19 protein-coding genes and 1 tRNA gene are annotated in these 18,152 nt (G+C 33.4%); 13 read left to right on the plus strand and 7 right to left on the minus strand.

Features of this window, described 5'->3' with window-relative positions; translation table 11 throughout:
• Window position 1 precedes the first annotated feature (1 nt).
• The 6 genes from FUA22_RS15250 (at window position 2) to FUA22_RS15275 (ending at window position 4,690) form a co-directional block, all read left to right on the plus strand.
• Window positions 2–1,078: an ABC transporter permease gene (locus FUA22_RS15250; protein WP_147769455.1), complete on the plus strand. Its 1,077-nt coding sequence runs from the start codon at window positions 2–4 to the stop codon at window positions 1,076–1,078.
• A gap of 11 nt (window positions 1,079–1,089) precedes the next feature.
• Window positions 1,090–1,572: a TlpA family protein disulfide reductase gene (locus FUA22_RS15255; RefSeq protein ID WP_147769456.1), complete on the plus strand. Its 483-nt coding sequence runs from the start codon at window positions 1,090–1,092 to the stop codon at window positions 1,570–1,572.
• 50 nt (window positions 1,573–1,622) lie between these two features.
• Complete coding sequence (tpiA, locus tag FUA22_RS15260; protein WP_147769457.1) at window positions 1,623–2,372, plus strand: triose-phosphate isomerase; 750 nt, start codon at window positions 1,623–1,625, stop codon at window positions 2,370–2,372.
• Window positions 2,373–2,507: 135 nt separating this feature from the next.
• Entirely contained in the window at window positions 2,508–3,341 is an 834-nt protein-coding gene (gene prmA / locus FUA22_RS15265) for a 50S ribosomal protein L11 methyltransferase (RefSeq protein ID WP_147769458.1), read from the plus strand.
• 3 nt (window positions 3,342–3,344) lie between these two features.
• A complete protein-coding gene (locus FUA22_RS15270) occupies window positions 3,345–4,385 on the plus strand; it encodes a lactonase family protein (protein WP_147769459.1) in 1,041 nt (346 codons plus the stop codon).
• A 29-nt stretch (window positions 4,386–4,414) separates the two neighbouring features.
• Window positions 4,415–4,690, plus strand: coding sequence for an ATP-dependent Clp protease adaptor ClpS (locus FUA22_RS15275; RefSeq protein ID WP_147769460.1), 276 nt, complete (start codon window positions 4,415–4,417; stop codon window positions 4,688–4,690).
• Here FUA22_RS15275 and FUA22_RS15280 read toward each other — a convergent pair.
• Both FUA22_RS15280 and FUA22_RS15285 read right to left on the minus strand, forming a co-directional pair.
• Window positions 4,687–4,956 carry a heavy-metal-associated domain-containing protein gene (locus tag FUA22_RS15280; protein WP_147769461.1) on the minus strand — a complete coding sequence of 90 codons (270 nt, stop codon included), beginning with the start codon at window positions 4,954–4,956 and terminating at the stop codon, window positions 4,687–4,689. The two genes, FUA22_RS15275 and FUA22_RS15280, sit on opposite strands and share 4 nt — an antisense overlap.
• 61 nt (window positions 4,957–5,017) lie before the next feature.
• Entirely contained in the window at window positions 5,018–5,617 is a 600-nt protein-coding gene (locus FUA22_RS15285; RefSeq protein WP_147769462.1) for a LexA family protein, read from the minus strand.
• A gap of 212 nt (window positions 5,618–5,829) precedes the next feature.
• Between FUA22_RS15285 and dinB the strand changes: the two genes are divergently transcribed.
• Window positions 5,830–7,050 (plus strand): DNA polymerase IV, encoded by a 1,221-nt coding sequence (dinB, locus tag FUA22_RS15290; protein WP_147769463.1) that lies wholly within the window; start codon window positions 5,830–5,832, stop codon window positions 7,048–7,050.
• 8 nt (window positions 7,051–7,058) lie between these two features.
• Entirely contained in the window at window positions 7,059–10,070 is a 3,012-nt protein-coding gene (locus FUA22_RS15295; RefSeq protein ID WP_147769464.1) for a DNA polymerase III subunit alpha, read from the plus strand.
• 11 nt (window positions 10,071–10,081) lie between these two features.
• On the opposite strand, the gene FUA22_RS15300 is transcribed toward FUA22_RS15295, so the two are convergent.
• From FUA22_RS15300 to FUA22_RS15320, 5 genes are all read right to left on the minus strand, one after another.
• Entirely contained in the window at window positions 10,082–11,491 is a 1,410-nt protein-coding gene (locus tag FUA22_RS15300; RefSeq protein WP_147769465.1) for an MBL fold metallo-hydrolase, read from the minus strand.
• Window positions 11,492–11,568: 77 nt separating this feature from the next.
• Window positions 11,569–12,360: a sulfite exporter TauE/SafE family protein gene (locus FUA22_RS15305; protein WP_147769466.1), complete on the minus strand. Its 792-nt coding sequence runs from the start codon at window positions 12,358–12,360 to the stop codon at window positions 11,569–11,571.
• Window positions 12,361–12,774: a DUF6691 family protein gene (locus FUA22_RS15310; protein WP_147769467.1), complete on the minus strand. Its 414-nt coding sequence runs from the start codon at window positions 12,772–12,774 to the stop codon at window positions 12,361–12,363.
• A 3-nt stretch (window positions 12,775–12,777) separates the two neighbouring features.
• Window positions 12,778–13,335 carry a YeeE/YedE family protein gene (locus FUA22_RS15315; RefSeq protein ID WP_147769468.1) on the minus strand — a complete coding sequence of 186 codons (558 nt, stop codon included), beginning with the start codon at window positions 13,333–13,335 and terminating at the stop codon, window positions 12,778–12,780.
• A gap of 59 nt (window positions 13,336–13,394) precedes the next feature.
• Window positions 13,395–14,030 (minus strand): Crp/Fnr family transcriptional regulator, encoded by a 636-nt coding sequence (locus tag FUA22_RS15320; RefSeq protein WP_147769469.1) that lies wholly within the window; start codon window positions 14,028–14,030, stop codon window positions 13,395–13,397.
• An 82-nt stretch (window positions 14,031–14,112) separates the two neighbouring features.
• Between FUA22_RS15320 and FUA22_RS15325 the strand changes: the two genes are divergently transcribed.
• The 5 genes from FUA22_RS15325 (at window position 14,113) to FUA22_RS15345 (ending at window position 18,152) form a co-directional block, all read left to right on the plus strand.
• Window positions 14,113–14,186: transfer RNA gene (locus FUA22_RS15325), tRNA-Arg, on the plus strand.
• A gap of 119 nt (window positions 14,187–14,305) precedes the next feature.
• On the plus strand, window positions 14,306–14,773 hold the full coding sequence (locus FUA22_RS15330; protein ID WP_147769470.1) for a hypothetical protein: 468 nt from the start codon (window positions 14,306–14,308) through the stop codon (window positions 14,771–14,773).
• Between the two features lie 269 nt (window positions 14,774–15,042).
• Window positions 15,043–15,672 (plus strand): DUF2202 domain-containing protein, encoded by a 630-nt coding sequence (locus FUA22_RS15335; RefSeq protein WP_147769471.1) that lies wholly within the window; start codon window positions 15,043–15,045, stop codon window positions 15,670–15,672.
• A gap of 86 nt (window positions 15,673–15,758) precedes the next feature.
• The gene (locus FUA22_RS15340) at window positions 15,759–17,069 is read left to right on the plus strand and encodes a TolC family protein (RefSeq protein ID WP_147769472.1); all 1,311 of its coding nucleotides are present in this window, start codon (window positions 15,759–15,761) and stop codon (window positions 17,067–17,069) included.
• A 6-nt stretch (window positions 17,070–17,075) separates the two neighbouring features.
• Window positions 17,076–18,152 carry an efflux RND transporter periplasmic adaptor subunit gene (locus tag FUA22_RS15345; protein WP_147769473.1) on the plus strand — a complete coding sequence of 359 codons (1,077 nt, stop codon included), beginning with the start codon at window positions 17,076–17,078 and terminating at the stop codon, window positions 18,150–18,152.

Below are 18,152 nucleotides of genomic sequence, written 5' to 3' on the forward strand. Positions count from 1 at the left end.
ATTGATTAGTTACTTACTAAATAAAATCACTTATGCATTACTCACATTATTTGGGGTAATCACGGTTATTTTCTTGTTGTTTAATGTGCTTCCCGGAGACCCTGCTCAAATGATGTTAGGGCAAAATGAAGACACAGAACAACTGGCTTTAGTAAAACAGAAATACGGGTTTGATAAGCCTATTTCTACACAGTATTTATATTATTTAAACGATTTGTCTCCGTTATCCTTTCATTCAAATTTAAAAGAAGATTATACATCGCTAGAAAGCGGTAAGTATTCAGCAACCAAATTATTCACTCTTGGTAACACAACTACCGTTTTAAAGTTTCCGTATTTAAGAGAATCATTCACTAAACAAGGGAAACGTGTTTCAGAAGTTTTAGGAGAAACACTTCCAAACACTTTTGTGTTGGCTGTTTCTGCCATTATTATCGCTATTCTTTTAGGAGTAGCCTTAGGAATTGTTTCGGCATTGTTTAAAGATCAATGGTTAGATAAGATTATTCAAGTGGTTAGTACCTTAGGTATGAGTGTGCCGTCGTTCTTTAGTGCTATTTTGTTTGCGTGGTTATTTGGGTTTGTATTACATAAATACACGAATTTAGAAATGACAGGCAGCCTTTATGAATTGGATGATTTTGGTGAAGCTATGCACATAAAATGGAAGAACTTAATATTACCAGCAATTGTTTTGGGAATCCGCCCGTTAGCAGTGGTTATTCAACTCATGCGTAATTCGCTCTTAGAAGTATTCAATCAAGATTATATTAGAACAGCCAGAGCAAAGGGCTTAAGTGAATTTCAAATTATAAAAAAACACGCCATTAAGAATGCTATGAACCCGGTGGTTACCGCTATTTCAGGTTGGTTTGCATCTATGTTGGCAGGAGCTGTTTTTGTAGAATATATTTTTGGGTGGAATGGTTTAGGCAAAGAAATAGTAAACTCGCTTAATACTTTAGATTTGCCTGTAATTATGGGATCAGTATTAGTCATTGCGACCATGTTTGTAATGATTAATATTTTTGTCGACTTAATTTATGCTTGGTTAGATCCAAAAGTCAAATTGCAATAAATATGAACAAGATGAACTATCTATTAATATTATTAATTAGTTTCTTTAGCTGTAACACAGAAGTACCCACTCATTTTAGTGAAGAAGCCTTAAATGACACTTTTATTACTTTAGAAGGTGATGAGGTTACTTTTCAATCTATATTAGAAAAACATAAAGGCAAAACAATTGTTATTGATGTTTGGGCTTCTTGGTGTGGAGATTGTTTGCGTGGTATGCCAAAGGTAAAAGAATTGCAAGCAGAATATGAAGATGTGGTTTATGTGTTTTTATCTTTAGATAGAGGGCAAGAGCCTTGGAAAAAAGGTATAAAAAAACATGACGTGGTGGGTGAACATTATTATATGCAATCTGGATGGAAGGGAGCCTTCGGAAATTTTCTGGATTTAGACTGGATTCCAAGATATATGGTGATAAATGAGGCTAGCGAAATCGTTGTATTTAAAGTTGTTGAAGCTAATGACAAAAATCTTATTCAGGCTCTAAAAAAATAAGTACTTTAGCAGCGTTTATAATATAATAATAACCATAAAGTAATCATTTTATGAGAAAGAATATCGTAGCTGGAAACTGGAAAATGAACAACGATTTATCGCAAACAGAATCATTGTTAGCCGATTTAAAAAATCAAACAAAAACATCTAACGCAGAAGTATTGGTAGCACCTACCTTTACTAATTTATATCATGCTTATGAAGCTTTAAGAACTACTGATATAGAAGTAGCAGCTCAAAACATGCACTTTGCAGAAAATGGTGCTTACACCGGAGAGATTAGTGCAAGCATGTTAAAAAGTATTGGCGTAACAACTGTAATTCTAGGACACAGTGAGCGTAGAGAATACTTTAATGAAACAGATGAGCTTTTAGCTAAAAAAGTAGATGCTGCATTGGTAAATGATATGACCGTAATTTTCTGTTTCGGAGAAGAATTAACCGATAGAAAATCAGGAAATCAAGAAAACATTGTAGATGGGCAAATCAAGAATGGTTTATTCCATTTACCGGCTACAGCATTTAAAAACATCATATTGGCTTATGAGCCTGTTTGGGCCATTGGTACCGGTGAAACGGCATCACCAGAGCAAGCACAAGATATGCACGCATTTATTAGAAAAACATTAGCAAATAAATATGGTAATGATTTGGCAGATAGTGTATCTATTCTTTACGGCGGTAGCTGTAAACCAGGTAATGCACAAGAGATTTTCTCTAAACCAGATGTAGATGGCGGATTAATTGGAGGTGCAGCACTTAAAGCCGAAGATTTCTTTGCTATAGTAAACGCATTTTAAGTAAATAGTATTTTTGGCGTTACCCCGCTAATGGCGGGGTCGCGCTTTACGTTTCAAGTCCTCACTCGTACCTCGTTGTGGGCTTTCCTCTTCAATCACTAACGCGGGTTTTTCCGCTAAGTTAAACTCAAAATAATGGCAAACATCATCTATATTGGTTACGAGTTTAAAGTATCACCGCTTCAACCTGCAGTAGAAATTCTCATTGCAGAATTAGGTTACGCAGGTTTTGAGAGTTTTGTAGAAAACGAAACAGGTGTTACAGCTTACATTCAAAAAGAAGAGTGGCAGGATACTATTTTAGATGAGGTTCAAATCCTAAATTCGGATGAATTTGAAATTACCTATGACTTTTCAGAAATAGAGCAAACCAATTGGAACGCAGAATGGGAGAAGAATTTTAACCCCATTGTTGTGGATGATATTTGTGCTGTTAGGGCGCCGTTCCATGAAAAGTTTGATACCCAATATGATATTGTCATTGAGCCTAAAATGAGTTTTGGAACAGGGCATCATGAAACCACGCACATGATGATTCAGCATATTTTAAAAAATGATTTTGAAAATAAATCGGTTTTGGATATGGGTTGCGGTACCGGTGTTTTGGCAATTTTGGCAGAAATGAAAGGCGCACAACCTATAGACGCCATAGATTATGATAATTGGTGTTACCTCAATAGCTTAGAAAATGTAGAACGCAATAACCGCAAACACATTACGGTTTTAGAAGGAGATGCCAACCTTTTATCAGGTAAATTATATGATGTTATTATTGCTAATATCAATAGAAACATATTGCTTCAAGACATGAAGACCTATCTTTCTTGCTTAAATGAGGACGGGATGTTATTTTTAAGCGGATTTTATAATAGCGATATTCCAATCATTGATGCCGAAGTTTCTAAATACGGACTTAAAATTCAAGAAACTTTGGAGCGAAATAATTGGGTAGCCTTAAAGTATCAATAGCACATGATTTTATTTACGGGATCATACACAACAGAAGTACTTCCCGGATTAGAAGGTTTTGGAGAAGGTATCTCTACCTTCAATTTTAATGAAGAAACAGGTGAATTAAAACGTTTGTACGTTGAGGAAAATATCAACACGGCCTATTTAGTTATTTCTGCAGATAAACAGTATTTATACAGTTTTCAGGAAGTAATGCCTGAAAAGAATCCGCATGTTCTGGCATATAAAATAAATGATGATAAAAGCTTAACATTAATAAACAAACAGCCCATTTTAGGTGGGCTGCCTTGTCATATCAACTTCATTGATAAGAAAACATTGGCTGTGGCTTGTTATTGGACAGGAAATGTTCACATATATCCAATCAATAATGATGGTTCTTTAAATCCGTATTCGCAGATATTGCAACATTCTGGTGGTAGTGTAAATAAAGAACGACAAGAAGCAGCACATACACATATGGTGTATAAGTTTAATAATCAGGTGTTGGTGCCAGATTTAGGTATTGATAAGGTGTTGGTTTATAATATTGATAATAGTAGGTTAACTGACGCTTATAGAATTGATACTCCATTAGGTGGTGGGCCAAGGCATTTGGTTATGCATCCCCATGGAAATTACGGGTTTTTAATGAATGAGCTTACTGCAGATGTTTCAATCTTAAAATTGAATGATGGTAAATTTCAAGTTATAGAAAACATAAATTCATTACCTGATAGTTATAAAGGTCTGCCGTCAAGTTCGGCAATTAAATTATCTAAAGATGGCAAGTTTTTATACTGTTCAAATCGTGGAAGTGAGACTATAACCATTTTTAGTTTTGCTGAAGATACGGGGATTTTAAGTTTTGTTGGTTTTCAAGATGTGTTTGGAGTTACACCAAGAGATTTTAATTTATCACCTTGTGGTAACTGGTTATTGGTAGCAAATCAGGACTCATTTACTATTGAGGTTTTTAAAATTGATACTAATACAGGATTGTTAGACAAAGTGTCTTCAAATAATGAATCTAAATCTGTTTCTTGCTTAAAGTGGTTATAAAATATTTTTTATAAATTTGAGCCATAGCTATGAGTACAAAAGAAAAAATACAAGAAGAATTAGATGTTCTAGAAAAGGAAGCAAATCTAAATGAGATTGTGTTGTATAACGATGATGTGAATACTTTTGATCACGTTATAGAAACGTTAATCTATGCTTGTGAGCATACACCAGAACAAGCAGAACAATGTTCTATCATTGTTCACTACAAAGGTAAGTGTACTGTTAAAACAGGTGAACTTAAAGATTTAGAACCACGTTGCACGATGTTGTTAAACGCTGGTTTAAGTGCAGAAATAGTTTAACTATTCATTCTTCCAATTGCGCAACTAACAAAAGATTTTGCTTTTGTAGTTAAGGCGTTTTTATCTCCTACTTCAGGATAACCAAGTTTTGCAAGTAAGTTTTTTACAGCATTTAGAGTTTCTTCATTCTTATATGAAAACGTCACTGAATTATCATCGTTATTAACCACTACATCATCAACAAGTTCTAAATCAGACAATTTAGTGATGATGGTGTTGGCGCAACCTCCACATTTTAAGTTTTGTATTTCTAAAGTTGTTTTCATGAAAAAGGTTTTGTGCAAAATTACTGTAAACAATAATGCTTTATGATGATAAATGTTAGCTTTAACTGTATTTCAAAACATTTTTAACAACGCCTTCAATTTTAAAATAGTCATTTACAATTATAGGCGGATGATGTTCACTATTTAAAGAGGTAAGAGTAATGGTGTCATTCTGTTTAAAAAACTTTTTTATAAGCACTTTTTCTCCATAAACACATACTATCTTTTCACCGTTAATAGCATCGTTTTTCTTTTGTGCTATAACTAAATCACCTTCTCTAATAAAGGGCTCCATAGAGTTTCCTTTGGCTGTAACAATAAACCCGTCGTTAGCAGGAAATTTCAGCAATCTAGATGCGATGGGTATTTTATCTATAGGGTTACCATCTAGTATAGTACCGTTTTTACCACATTGTGCATTTCCGTAGAGGTTCAAATAAATAATGGGTCGCTCCGGATTAAGAAATACTTGGTAGTCTCTTGGGTTATGCTGATTGCGTTTTAAATAGCCTTTCTGTTCTAGTTTTTGAATGTGATGCGCCACCATACTAGAGGAAGAAAAATTTAAAGCTTCTTGAATTTGTCTTATAGTAAGTGGGTTGTCTACCTGCTCATTAAGCAATTTTAAAAGGGCTACTTGATTTTCATGTAAATCATTCATCTACAGTGAATTTTAAAAGAGAAACTAATTTGTTAATAATTAAAATACATACAAATATAGAATATTTGTTTATGTTCTATATTTTTGTAGAACAAAATGTTTAATACATTTTGATTTTCTATGAAATGAGCCATAATAATTCAATAGTAATGCCCACCGAAATGTTTAATGGCGAATTGCATCTGACCTATGAAAGAAAATAATTTAAACAGATGAAACGTACTATTCTACATTTAGACTTAGATACATTCTTTGTCTCCTGTGAACGACTCTTAGATAGTAGGCTAAATAATAAGCCTGTTATAGTTGGAGGAACAGGAGATAGAGGTGTGGTAAGTGCTGCTAGCTATGAAACAAGGGCTTATGGAGTACACTCCGGAATGCCAGCAAAAATGGCAAGACAATTATGTCCGCATGCCATTTTTATTAAAGGGAACGCAGGTACGTATACAAAATACTCTAAGTTGGTTACAGAGATTATACAGAGCGAAGTCCCTGTTTTAGAAAAGGCTAGTGTTGATGAGTTTTATGCAGATCTTTCTGGGATGGATCGTTTTTTTGGATGTTATAAATATGCCACGGAATTACGGCACAAAATAATTAGGGAATCGGGTTTACCAATATCATTCGGACTTTCAGAAAATAAAACAGTTTCTAAAGTGGCTACTAATGAGGCTAAACCTAATAATCAGTTAAAGATTGAACTTGGTTTAGAAAAACAATTTTTAGCACCCCTTTCTATTAAGAAGATCCCCATGGTTGGTGAGAAGACTTTTAGGGCATTTTGTAATATGGGAATAAAAACGGTTCATACGGTGCAACAAATGCCTGTGGAGATGATGACCTCTGTTTTTGGTAAAAACGGACGTGTTATTTGGCAACGTTCTAATGGTATTGATAATACACCCATTATAGAATATCATGAACGGAAATCTATTTCTAGCGAACGTACTTATGGACGGGACACTACAGATATTTCAAAAATAAAAACTACGCTTGCAGCTATGGCTGAAGATTTGGCATTTCAATTGCGCCGGGGAGGAAAGCTTGCATCGGTAGTTACTGTAAAAATTAGGTATTCTGATTTTCAAACTTATTCTAAGCAATTAAAAATACCATATACATCGGCAGACCATCATTTAATTCCATTAGTACAAGAACTATTTGATAAACTCTACGATAGACGTGTGCTCATTCGTTTAGTTGGTGTGCGGTATGGAGGAATAACTTCAGGTACCTATCAAATAAATTTATTTGATGACGAGAAACGAACGGTAAGCCTTTATAGTGCTATGGATAAGATTCGTTTGCGTTACGGATCAAGAAGTGTAGTAAGGGCATCTGCATTGGGAGAAGGCGCAAGGTCGGTTGGCAATTTTACCAACCCTTTTAACGGGGAGCCACCTATTGTATTGGCACATCGTACACAATAGTTTTTATTATGTTTTTAAACAACCATTCTTACTATAGCTTACGTTATGGCACCATGGCAGAAGAAGAACTTTTAGCATTGGCGCAAGATTATGGGCGCAACATATTTCCGCTTACAGATATTAATAATACATCAGGGTGTTTAAATTTTATTAGGCGGGCACCAGAGTATGCTATTACACCCGTAGTAGGTGTAGATTTTAGAAATAAAGCGCAGCAATGTTATGTGTGTTTAGCCCTAAATAACAAAGGGTTTTTGAAGTTGAATGACTTTTTATCAAAACATTTACATAAAGAAGAACAGTTTCCAGATATAGCTCCTCGGTTTCAAAATGCCATAACTATTTACCCTTTTAAAAGGTTATTAGAAATAGAGAAAGAAGTATTTGCTGAAAATGAATTTATAGGAGTATCCATTGATGATATTAATAAACTTCAACTTTCAAAATACAACCGTTTTAAAGACAGATTGGTAGTCTTGCATACTGTAAGCTTTAGAAATAAACGCGATTTCAATATACACCGATTATTAAGGGCTGTTGATAATAATGTGCTTTTAAGTAAGCTTTCTAAAGAACAACAAGGGAAGTTAGGGCATCAAATGATGTCAGTTTCAGAAATAGAAAAAAAGTTTGAAGATTTCTCTCATATTATTGAAAACACTTCACAATTATTAGAACGTTGTGGCATTCAGTTTGACTTTTCTAGCAATAGAAAAAATCAAAATTTATCTACATTTCATGAAAGTAAAGAAAAAGATTTTGAAGCTTTAGTATCACTTTGTTATGATGGATTACCCAAGCGATACGAGGTTGTCTCAGGTACTATCCAGCAACGTTTAAAAAAGGAATTAAGCCTTATAAAGCAGCAAAACTATGTTAGCTTCTTTTTAATTAATTGGAAGATCATACAATATGCAAAATCAAAAGATTACTACTATGTAGGTAGGGGTAGTGGTGCTAATAGTATTGTTGCTTATTTATTAGAAATCACAGATGTAGACCCCATAGAATTAGACCTGTATTTTGAGCGGTTTATGAATTTATACCGTAGCACACCACCAGATTTTGATATTGATTTTTCAACTTGGGATAGAGAAGACGTAACGCGTTTCATTTTTGAAGAATTTGGAGCTAATGGGCAAGCGGCTCTTTTAGGAGCTTATGTGACATTTCAGTACAGAGGAGCGGTACGCGAATTAAGCAAAGTGTTTGGACTGCCAAAATATGAAATAGATAAATTGAGCTCTGGTAAGTTTAGCTATAATCAGCTTGATGAGTTATCTAAACTGGTACTGCGTTACGCTAAGTATTTAGAAGGACGCCCCAATTATGTTAGCATTCATGCTGCCGGAATTTTGATTTCAGAAAAACCTATTCATTATTTTTCAGCTACCAATATGCCTCCTAAAGGCTTTCCAACGGTGCAGTTTGATATGCATATTGCAGAAGATGTTGGTTTGTATAAATTTGATATTTTAGGACAACGTGGCTTAGGAAAAATTAAAGATGCTATTGCTATTGTTAAAGAAAATAAACCCGAAGTAAATTTACCTAACATCCATAATGCGAAACCCTTTTTTGTTGATGCGCGTATTAACGCCATGATAGAACGTGCCGAGTGTATTGGATGTTTTTATGTAGAATCTCCCGCCATGCGTATGTTGCTTAAAAAGCTTGGAGTGAGGGATTATTTAACCTTGGTTGCAGCAAGTTCTATTATACGTCCTGGTGTTTCTAAAAGTGGTATGATGCGAGAGTATATTTTACGCCATAAAAATCCAGAACGAAGAAAGCGCGCACACCCCGTTTTGTGGGATATCATGCCCGATACTTATGGCGTGATGGTATACCAAGAAGATGTTATTAAAGTAGCGCATCATTATGCTGGTTTGGATTTAGGTGAAGCCGATGTTTTAAGACGTGGCATGAGCGGAAAATACCGTTCTAGAGAGGAGTTTTTGATAGTTAAGGAGAAATTTATTTCTAACTGTAGGGAACGGGGAGAGGCAGATGCTGTAATATTTGAAGTGTGGAGACAAATTGAAAGTTTTGCGGGGTATGCTTTTGCAAAAGGGCATTCTGCTTCTTATGCAGTAGAATCTTATCAGAGTTTATTCTTAAAGTGTTATTACCCTTTAGAATATATGGTGGCTACTGTTAATAACGGGGGCGGTTTTTATAGAGCAGAACTCTATTTACATGAGGCTAAAAAGTTAGGGGGTATTATTCATCCACCTTGTATTAATAAAAGTAATATTGAAACTATTATTCAAGATGCTGATATTTATTTAGGGTTTCAACATTTACAAGGGTTTGAAAAGCGGAATATGATTAACCTATTACGGGCTAGGGCACAAGGAAAGTTTAACTCTTTAGATGACTTTATGGAGCGCATCCCTATGTCTATTGAGCAATTAGATATTTTAATAAGAATTGATGCTTTTAGAAGTTTAGGAAAAGATAAACGGACCTTGTTATGGGAAGCTTATTATAAGTGCAATCATTTAACTATTGATGAATTACAACCACAATTATTTAGAGTTGGTGCTAGAGAATTTGTATTGCCTCAATTTACTATTACAGATTTAGAAAATGCCTTTGATCAATTAGAACTATTAAACTTTACTATGTACAATATGTTTTTGTTGCTAGAAACACCACCTACTAATAAGGTTTTAGTAGCCCATTTAGAGCAATATAAGAATAGAGTTGTTACTATATACGGGTATTTGATTACAGCTAAAAACACTACTACTCACAAAGGATACCGCATGCATTTTGGTACTTTTCTAGATCAAGATGGGCAATGGTTAGATACGGTTCATTTTCCTTCTGTAGCAAAACGTTGTCCTTTTAGGGGTAAAGGTGTTTATCGTATTACTGGTAAGGTGGTTGAAGAATTTGATTTTTTAAGTGTTGAGGTTATAAAACAAGAACGGATGCCTTATGTATCTGACCCTAGATTTGATATAACTTATAACAGAAAAGTATTTCCTAAATTAAGTACAATGACTCATTAGTCAATTACAACTTATAAAGTTGTTGGGCATACAAAATCAGTTCTCGGTAAATCTGTCTTTTTAAGAGCAGCATAACCGCCTGCAACATCAATAACGTCAAATCCTCTAGCTTTTAAAATAGAAGTAGCAATAACAGATCTGTAACCTCCGGCACAATGTAAATAATATGGAGTTTCCTTATTAATGGAATTCATATTATCATTTATATAATCTAAAGCAAAATGATGTACATTGTCACCTTCTAAATGTTCAGATTTGTATTCGCCATCTTTTCTAACATCAAGAATTTCAATGTTGCTAGCTTTGTTCCTATTTGCCAATTCTACAGCAGAAATAGATTCTATGGTTTCAATATCTTTTCCTGCATCATTCCAAGATTCAATACCTCCTTTTAAATAACCTAAGGTGTTATCATATCCTACTCTGGATAATCTAGTTACTGTTTCTTGTTCTTTTCCTTCTGGAGTGATAAGAAGAATTGGTTGTTGTAAATCTACTATTAATGCACCAACCCAAGGAGCAAAACCACCATGGATTCCAATGAAAATAGAATTAGGTATGTGGCCATTAATAAATTCTATTTCGGTTCTAACATCTAAGACTAGGGCACCCTCATGATTGGCAATATTTTCAAATTCTGTTGGATTTAAGGCTACATTACCTTTTTTTAGAACGGATTCAAAATCTGCATAACCAGATTTATTCATCATAGCGTTTTTAGCAAAATATTGAGGTGGTGGTGTAATACCATCAAGAACTTCTTTAATAAATTCTTCCCTAGTCATATCAGCTCTCAATGCATAGTTATTTTGTTTTTGTTCCCCCAAAACACCAACGGTTTCTTTACTTAAATTTTTGCCACATGCAGAACCTGCACCGTGTGCAGGATATACAATAACATCATCAGCTAAAGGCATAATTTTATTTCGAAGAGAATCAAATAATAAGCCAGCTAAATCTTCTTCAGTTAAATCTGATTTTACTGCTAAATCAGGTCTTCCAACATCACCTAAAAATAAGGTGTCTCCTGAAAAAATAGCATAATCTTTTCCATGTTCATCAATTAAAAGAAAGGTTGAAGACTCTAAGGTATGTCCTGGTGTGTGTAATACCTTAATTGAAATATTTCCAAGTTGGAAGATCTCGTTATCTTTGGCTGAATGAATGTCATAGGAGGTTTGGGCTCCTGGACCATAAACAATGGTTGCACCCGTTTTTTTTGCTAAATCAACATGGCCTGAAACAAAATCGGCATGAAAATGAGTTTCAAAAATATACTTTATTCTAGCGTTTTCACTTTGTGCCTTATCAACATATTGCTGTGTTTCACGCAATGGGTCAATAATAGCAACTTCTCCGTTAGATTCTATATAATAAGCACCTTGAGCTAAACATCCTGTATAAATTTGTTCTATTTTCATTATATAAATTAGTCTTCTTATTATTTGTAAAATTACTAAACTTTAAAAATTTACTTTGTAATACTTCCCACTTTGCTTTAGCTGGTTTCTCTATAAATAATATAAACAGCCATAATTAGGGTAAAAAGGCCAAAGCTCTTCTTTAGTTTTTTACTACTTATAAATTTTGAAAGGAATACTCCAAGCAATATTCCTAAAACTGATATAAAGGTAAATGAGAGTAAGAAAATCCAATCTATTTCTAGAGTTTGCATATCTCCGGTAAAGCCAATTAAAGAGTTTATTGTGACAATAATTAGTGAGGTGCCAACAGCTTTTTTCATTGGGATATTTGCCCATAAGACTAAAGCAGGAACATATAAAAACCCACCGCCAGCACCAATAATTCCAGTGATAGTTCCAATAATTAAACCCTGAATAAATGTTTTGTAATAGGCTTGTTTAACATTTGGAAGAAGGTCCTCTTTTGTGTTTTTTATCATTGAAATGGCTGCCAAAAACATGATTATTGAAAAGAAAACCATAATGCCCATTTCTTTGGTAAGTGTAAAATTACCAATGCTAAAAAGGTTGTTTGGTATATTTGGAACTAAATACCTCCTTGATAGATAAACAGCTACAAATGATGGGAATGAAAATGCTAAGCCTGTTTTAATATCCACTAGACCTTCCTTGTGTTTTTTAAAGGTGCCTACTAATGATGTTGTACCAACCACAAATAGTGAATACGCAGTAGCTATAATTGGGTTATATCCTAAAAGGTAAACTAATAAGGGTACAGTAAGAATTGAACCACCTCCACCAATAAGACCTAAAACTAAACCAACAACCAAAGCGCCTAAATATCCTAATATTTGGGTGTTGTCCATTTAGTGCGGAAGTTTACTTTTTATAACTCCATATAAAAATGTGCCTAGTAAAGCAGCAATAATTACAATTATCATACTATAAACACCCGTACCTAATAAAATATACATAGGACCAGGACATGCTCCTATAAGTGCCCAACCCAAACCAAAAATTGCACCACCAATGAGGTATCTAATAAAACCTTTTTCTTTTTTAGGAGCATCTAATTGGGTTCCTCTAACATTTTTAAGGGCAATCCTCTTAGAAATTTGTAAAAATAAAATTCCAGAGATTACGGCTGTACCAATAATGCCATACATGTGAAATGATTGAAACCTGAACATTTCATAGATTCTGAACCATGATACGGCTTCAGATTTTACAAGAATAATTCCGAAGAAAATACCAACCAATAAATATTTCAAATATTTCATAACTTAAAAGATTAGGGGTAAAATAAAATTAGTCATAACTAAACCTCCAACAAAAAAACCAATAACAGCAATTAGAGATTGTTTTTGTAAACTACTTAAGCCTGTTATGGCATGACCAGATGTACAGCCACTGGCATATCGTGTGCCAAAACCTACTAATAAGCCACCTATAATTAAAAGGAGAATGGCTTTAATTGAAATTAGACTATCAAGACTAAACAATTCATTTGGCACCAGTGTGCTTCCTGGGTTTGCAAACCCCATTTCCTGTAATTCAGCAATGGTAGTTTTATTTAAATCTGTGGCTACATCATTTGAAAGATATTCGGTTGTAATAAAACCTCCAATAATAGCTCCAAAAACAACGGTTAAATTCCATTTTTGTTCTTTCCAGTTGAATTTAAAAAAGTCTGAGAATTTATCAGCTCCCAGCGCAGAACACATGGTTTTTAGGCTTGACGACATACCAAATGTTTTGCCAAAATACAGCAATATAGCCATTACAAAGGCTATTAGCGGTCCTGATATATACCAAGGCCACGGATTTAAAATAATTTCCATTTTTCTTAATTTTATGTAAAAGTATGATGATACTAAACCTGTTATGTAACAAATGTTACTTAAAGAGAAATGACTTCAATTTTATTTCTCCCTAGTTTAATTTTTTGTTCGTTTTCAAGCTGCTTTAAAAGTCTAGAAACAACCACACGCGAGGTATGTAAGTCTTCAGCAATATCCTGATGTTTAATAAGAATTGTAGAAGAATCATTGAACACAGATTTGTTAACTAAATACTTATATAATCTTTCGTCCATTTTTAAGAAAGCAATACTATCAATAGCGTCTAGCATTTCATCAAATCGGTTTTGATAACTTTCCAAAATAAAACTCCTCCAACTTTCGTTGCCATGAAACCATTCTTGCATTTTTTGAACAGGAATCATGATAAGATTCGATTCTTGTTCGGCAACTGCTCTAATTTTACTTTTTGAAGTTCCCATACAGCACGTTAGCGACATGGTACAGGTTTCACCAGCTTCTAAAAAATAAATAAGCAGCTCATTACCTTCGATATCTTCTCTTAAAATTTTTATATGTCCACTTAATAATAGTGGGATATGAAGCATTGGTTGGTTGATGTCTATAATAATATCATCTTTTGAAAACGATTTAAATATTCCCACATTGGAGATCTCATTTATTAAATAGTCATCAAGTACGTAGCCAAATTTTTGGTCAAGAATTTCTTTTGTCATAATTCAAAAATACGCATTTATAAATTTGAAATAAATTGTTTGGTATAGTTTTAATAAATAGTATATTTGCACCCACAAAAACGGCCACGTGGCGCAACTGAATAGCGCACTTGATTACGGCTCAAGAGGTTGCAGGTTTGAATCCTGCCGTGGTCACAAAAACCCATAACTTTTAAGTTATGGGTTTTTTATTTTTAATCAACACTTATCTGTAACATTAGTTACGTCTAAATGTATTTTGTAGTCTTACTTTTGGTTGAGTAAAGTAATTGTTTATGAGACCTCTTATAGTAATAGCTCTTTTATTCTTTTTGGCAAGTTGTCAAAAAACAAAAAAAGTGTCTTATTCAATTGATTATAATACCGAAAAAGTACATCCGGGAAAAATAATTATTGAAACTCAATGTAATATATGTCATAGCCCTACTGCAAGTCATGAACAAAGACTAGCCCCACCATTAATTGCAGTAAAGAAGCATTATATTTCAGAAGAAACTACTCAGAAAGAGTTTTCAGAAGATTTACAAATTTGGTTTGATAATCCTACCGAAGACAATGCGAGGATGTATGGTGCGGTACGCAGGTTTGGTGTCATGCCTAAATTAATTCTTTCAAACGAAGATTTAGAGAAAGTCTCAGACTATATTTATAATTATGATATTGAACAACCAGAATGGTTTGAAGATCATTATAACGAAGAGAAAAGAAAAGGATTTCCTATGCGTAATAGAAATCGGATTTAGTTGAAATAGTTAAAAAGTAGAAATACAATTAAGGCATAATAGTTAAAGAAAATTTGAGGTTATATTAGTTAGTAATGTCTTCACTCATCTTTTTAAGGTTTAGGTGATTTATAATTGGTGAAGATGTTTCGTTTTTTTGGTTAGCAAAAAGCACTTATTTAATAAGTGCTTTTTCTTTTTTAATTCTTTAATGGTTTCATGTAACATTGGTTACGAGTCAATATAATTATACAAGATACCTTTATATAACATTACAAAATTCTAATAAAATGAAAAATATAAAGCTATTAAAAGGAATTTATGTCTTAGTATTAGTGCTTTCAGTAGTATTGATTAGTACTTGTAGCAGTGATTCAAAAGAGGAAGAAAGTTTAATACCTATAAATGGTTTAGAAGAGGTTGAAGAAAACGCCCTATTATTTATGCTAGAGGAGGAGAAATTGGCTAGAGACACTTATACATATTTAAGTGAATTGTGGTCTTTAAATCAGTTTGATAATATTAAAAAAAGTGAGCAATCACATATGAATGCCGTTGCGAGTTTACTGGATAAAAATAACATTGATTATACCATTTTACCTTACGGAGAATTTAATAATCAAGAACTTCAAGCTTTATATAATAAGTTTAAGATAGATGGAGCTATTAATAAATCTAAAGCATTACAAATTGGTGCTACCATTGAGGATTTAGATATTGTAGACCTTCAAAATTTCATGGATAACATATCTAATGCTTCTATAGAGTCTATTTTCAATAGTTTGCAATGTGGCTCAAAAAATCATTTAAGAAGTTTCGTGAAAGCTATAGAAATAAATGGTGATACTTATACACCTCAATATTTAACTTCAGATTCTTATACATCTATTCTTACTGGAAGTCAAGAAAAATGTAATTAGAGTTTTAAGGGACCTTTTTTGGTCAGTAACCTATGTTACAAACACATGTGGTGTGCTACATTAATTTTGCATCAAATTTTAAAGGAATGAAACAAAATCTAATTGCAATAATTATAATTCATTTATTAACTGTATTTCAGATAAATGCACAAGAAATCCAGCCAATTTCAAAAACAGATGTTTTAAACAAGGTTTCAGAAAATAACATTGATATAAAATTATCTGAGCAAGCCTTTAATGAGGCAAGGGCAGATTTTAGACAAACCAATGCTATATTTCTTCCTAGTATTACGGCAAGTCATACAGCTATGGCAACAACAAACCCATTAATGGCCTTCGGATCAAAATTAAACCAGGAGATTTTAACGCAAAGTGATTTTAATCCAGCGCTTCTTAATGACCCATCTCAAATTGAAAACTACGCTACCAAGTTGGAGATTAAGCAACCATTGATAAATGTTGACGGATTTTATCAACGAAAAGCTGCCAAATCTAAGATGGAAGCTATGTCTTTACAAAAAAATCGAACTACGGAATATTTGAAGTTTGAAGTTGAAAAGGCATATATGCAATTACAGTTGGCATATAAAGGCGTTGAGGTTCTAGAAAAGGCCTTAGAAGCTGCAACAGCAAATAAAAGTTTAGCTGACAACAGTTTTAAACAAGGCTATTTGCAAAGAGCCGATGTTTTAAATGTAGAAGTTAGAGTAACGGAGGTTAAAAATCAATTGCAAACAGCCAAGAGTAATGTTGAAAATGCTTCCAATTATCTATCTTTTTTAATGAATGACGATGCATATAAAATTTATCGTCCAATCGATACTTTAACCATTGAAAGTGTTGCAATGATGGATAAGACATTTTCTGAAAATCGTTCAGATATTAAGGCTATGGCTTTAGTTTCGGAAGCCTATAAAGCTAATTACCAATCCGATAAAATGGCTTTTTTACCTAGACTAAATGCTTTTGGAAGTTATGAATTATACGACGACCAAATTTTTCAAGCCGATGCAAATGGGTATTTATTTGGCGCGCAATTAAGTTGGGATATATTTCAAGGTTCTAAACGCATAGCGAAGTCGCAAAAAAGTAGAGCCGAATTTGAAAAATCCAGATTAGAATATACTCAATATGTATCACAAAGCAACCTTGAGTTGAACAGAGCAAAACGTATGTTATTTGATGCTCAAAACAAATTAGATTTAACGGCTTTAGCTTTAAAACAATCTCAAGAGTCTTTAAGAATCTTTACTGATAGATTTAAGGAAGGATTAGAAAAGACATCTGATTTGCTAATGGTAGAAGCAAAATTTAGCCAAAAGCAATTAGAATATTACCAAACCATTTTTGAGCATAACTACATTCAAGCCTACTTAAAATTTTTAACAGAAGAATAAATAATTATGAAGAAGAATATATTTCGTTTTACGTTGATTGTAGTTTTTTTACTCACAACTAGTTGTGGAAGTGAAAAAGCAAAAAAGCAAAATAATGATGTGGCTATAACGGTAAGTATAGAACAAGTCTTAGACAATGATGATACTCCATTTTTATCCGTCAGCGGGAAAGTACAAGCAGTAAATAGCTCTAATTTGAGTACAAGAATTATGGGACATGTAAGTAAGATTCATGTTAAAGTTGGTGATAAAGTAAAAAAAGGGCAATTGTTATTGAGTATGAACAACGCTGATATGTCCGCAAAATTAGCTCAAGTAAATGCAAATATTACAGAAGCCAAAGCAGGATTTGAAAATGCAGAGAAAGATTATAATCGATTTAAAAATCTTTTTGATAGTGGAAGTGCTTCTCAAAAAGAATTAGATGATGTTACAGCACATCATAATATGGCTAAAGCAAGATTTGAAGCTGCAAGTCAAATGAAAAATGAAGTGCAGGCCCAGTTTAGTTATATTAATATTAGAGCCCCTTTTAATGGCGTTGTAAGTAACAAGTTTATTAATGAAGGTGATATGGCAAATCCAGGAATGCCTTTGCTTGAAGTTGAAACTCCCGGAGAATTTGAAGTATTAGCAATGGTTCCTGAAACTGAAATATCTCAAATTATAAATGGTGCAGAAGTAGACGTTCAGATAAAATCGTTAGGCACTACCGTAAAAGGTAAAATTGTTGAGGTTAGTACATCTGCGAAAAATACGGGTGGGCAATATTTGGTAAAAGTAATCTTAGATACAACTAGCGAAAAATTGCTTTCAGGAATGTTTGCAACGGTACAATTTCCAATTGAAAAAACAAAAGGTAGTAATAATGTTCTAATTCCAACAAATGTATTAGTTACAAAAGGTGAGTTATATGGGGTTTACACTGTGAGTCAAAGTAATACAGCTTTGTTAAGATGGTTAAGACTGGGTAGGGCATTTGGTGATAAAATTGAAGTGTTATCAGGTTTAAAGGCTGGTGAAAGTTATATCATTTCATCAGAAACAAAACTGTATAACGGAGCAAAAGTAACAATCCAATAA

Origin of the sequence: Seonamhaeicola maritimus (assembly GCF_008056315.1) — a bacterium.
In the GTDB taxonomy this organism is placed as follows: Bacteria; Bacteroidota; Bacteroidia; order Flavobacteriales; family Flavobacteriaceae; genus Seonamhaeicola; species Seonamhaeicola maritimus.

Excerpts from the sequence above, each read along its gene's own strand:
- FUA22_RS15340 (WP_147769472.1), top strand. The coding sequence starts at position 15,759 with ATGAAACAAAATCTAATTGCAATAATTATAATTCATTTATTAACTGTA.
- FUA22_RS15310 (WP_147769467.1), bottom strand. The coding sequence starts at position 12,774 with ATGAAATATTTGAAATATTTATTGGTTGGTATTTTCTTCGGAATTATT.
- FUA22_RS15255 (WP_147769456.1), top strand. The coding sequence starts at position 1,090 with ATGAACTATCTATTAATATTATTAATTAGTTTCTTTAGCTGTAACACA.
- FUA22_RS15315 (WP_147769468.1), bottom strand. The coding sequence starts at position 13,335 with ATGGAAATTATTTTAAATCCGTGGCCTTGGTATATATCAGGACCGCTA.
- FUA22_RS15320 (WP_147769469.1), bottom strand. The coding sequence starts at position 14,030 with ATGACAAAAGAAATTCTTGACCAAAAATTTGGCTACGTACTTGATGAC.
- FUA22_RS15300 (WP_147769465.1), bottom strand. The coding sequence starts at position 11,491 with ATGAAAATAGAACAAATTTATACAGGATGTTTAGCTCAAGGTGCTTAT.
- dinB (WP_147769463.1), top strand. The coding sequence starts at position 5,830 with ATGAAACGTACTATTCTACATTTAGACTTAGATACATTCTTTGTCTCC.
- FUA22_RS15285 (WP_147769462.1), bottom strand. The coding sequence starts at position 5,617 with ATGAATGATTTACATGAAAATCAAGTAGCCCTTTTAAAATTGCTTAAT.
- FUA22_RS15305 (WP_147769466.1), bottom strand. The coding sequence starts at position 12,360 with ATGGACAACACCCAAATATTAGGATATTTAGGCGCTTTGGTTGTTGGT.
- prmA (WP_147769458.1), top strand. The coding sequence starts at position 2,508 with ATGGCAAACATCATCTATATTGGTTACGAGTTTAAAGTATCACCGCTT.
- FUA22_RS15295 (WP_147769464.1), top strand. The coding sequence starts at position 7,059 with ATGTTTTTAAACAACCATTCTTACTATAGCTTACGTTATGGCACCATG.
- FUA22_RS15335 (WP_147769471.1), top strand. The coding sequence starts at position 15,043 with ATGAAAAATATAAAGCTATTAAAAGGAATTTATGTCTTAGTATTAGTG.
- FUA22_RS15330 (WP_147769470.1), top strand. The coding sequence starts at position 14,306 with ATGAGACCTCTTATAGTAATAGCTCTTTTATTCTTTTTGGCAAGTTGT.
- FUA22_RS15280 (WP_147769461.1), bottom strand. The coding sequence starts at position 4,956 with ATGAAAACAACTTTAGAAATACAAAACTTAAAATGTGGAGGTTGCGCC.
- FUA22_RS15345 (WP_147769473.1), top strand. The coding sequence starts at position 17,076 with ATGAAGAAGAATATATTTCGTTTTACGTTGATTGTAGTTTTTTTACTC.
- tpiA (WP_147769457.1), top strand. The coding sequence starts at position 1,623 with ATGAGAAAGAATATCGTAGCTGGAAACTGGAAAATGAACAACGATTTA.
- FUA22_RS15275 (WP_147769460.1), top strand. The coding sequence starts at position 4,415 with ATGAGTACAAAAGAAAAAATACAAGAAGAATTAGATGTTCTAGAAAAG.
- FUA22_RS15270 (WP_147769459.1), top strand. The coding sequence starts at position 3,345 with ATGATTTTATTTACGGGATCATACACAACAGAAGTACTTCCCGGATTA.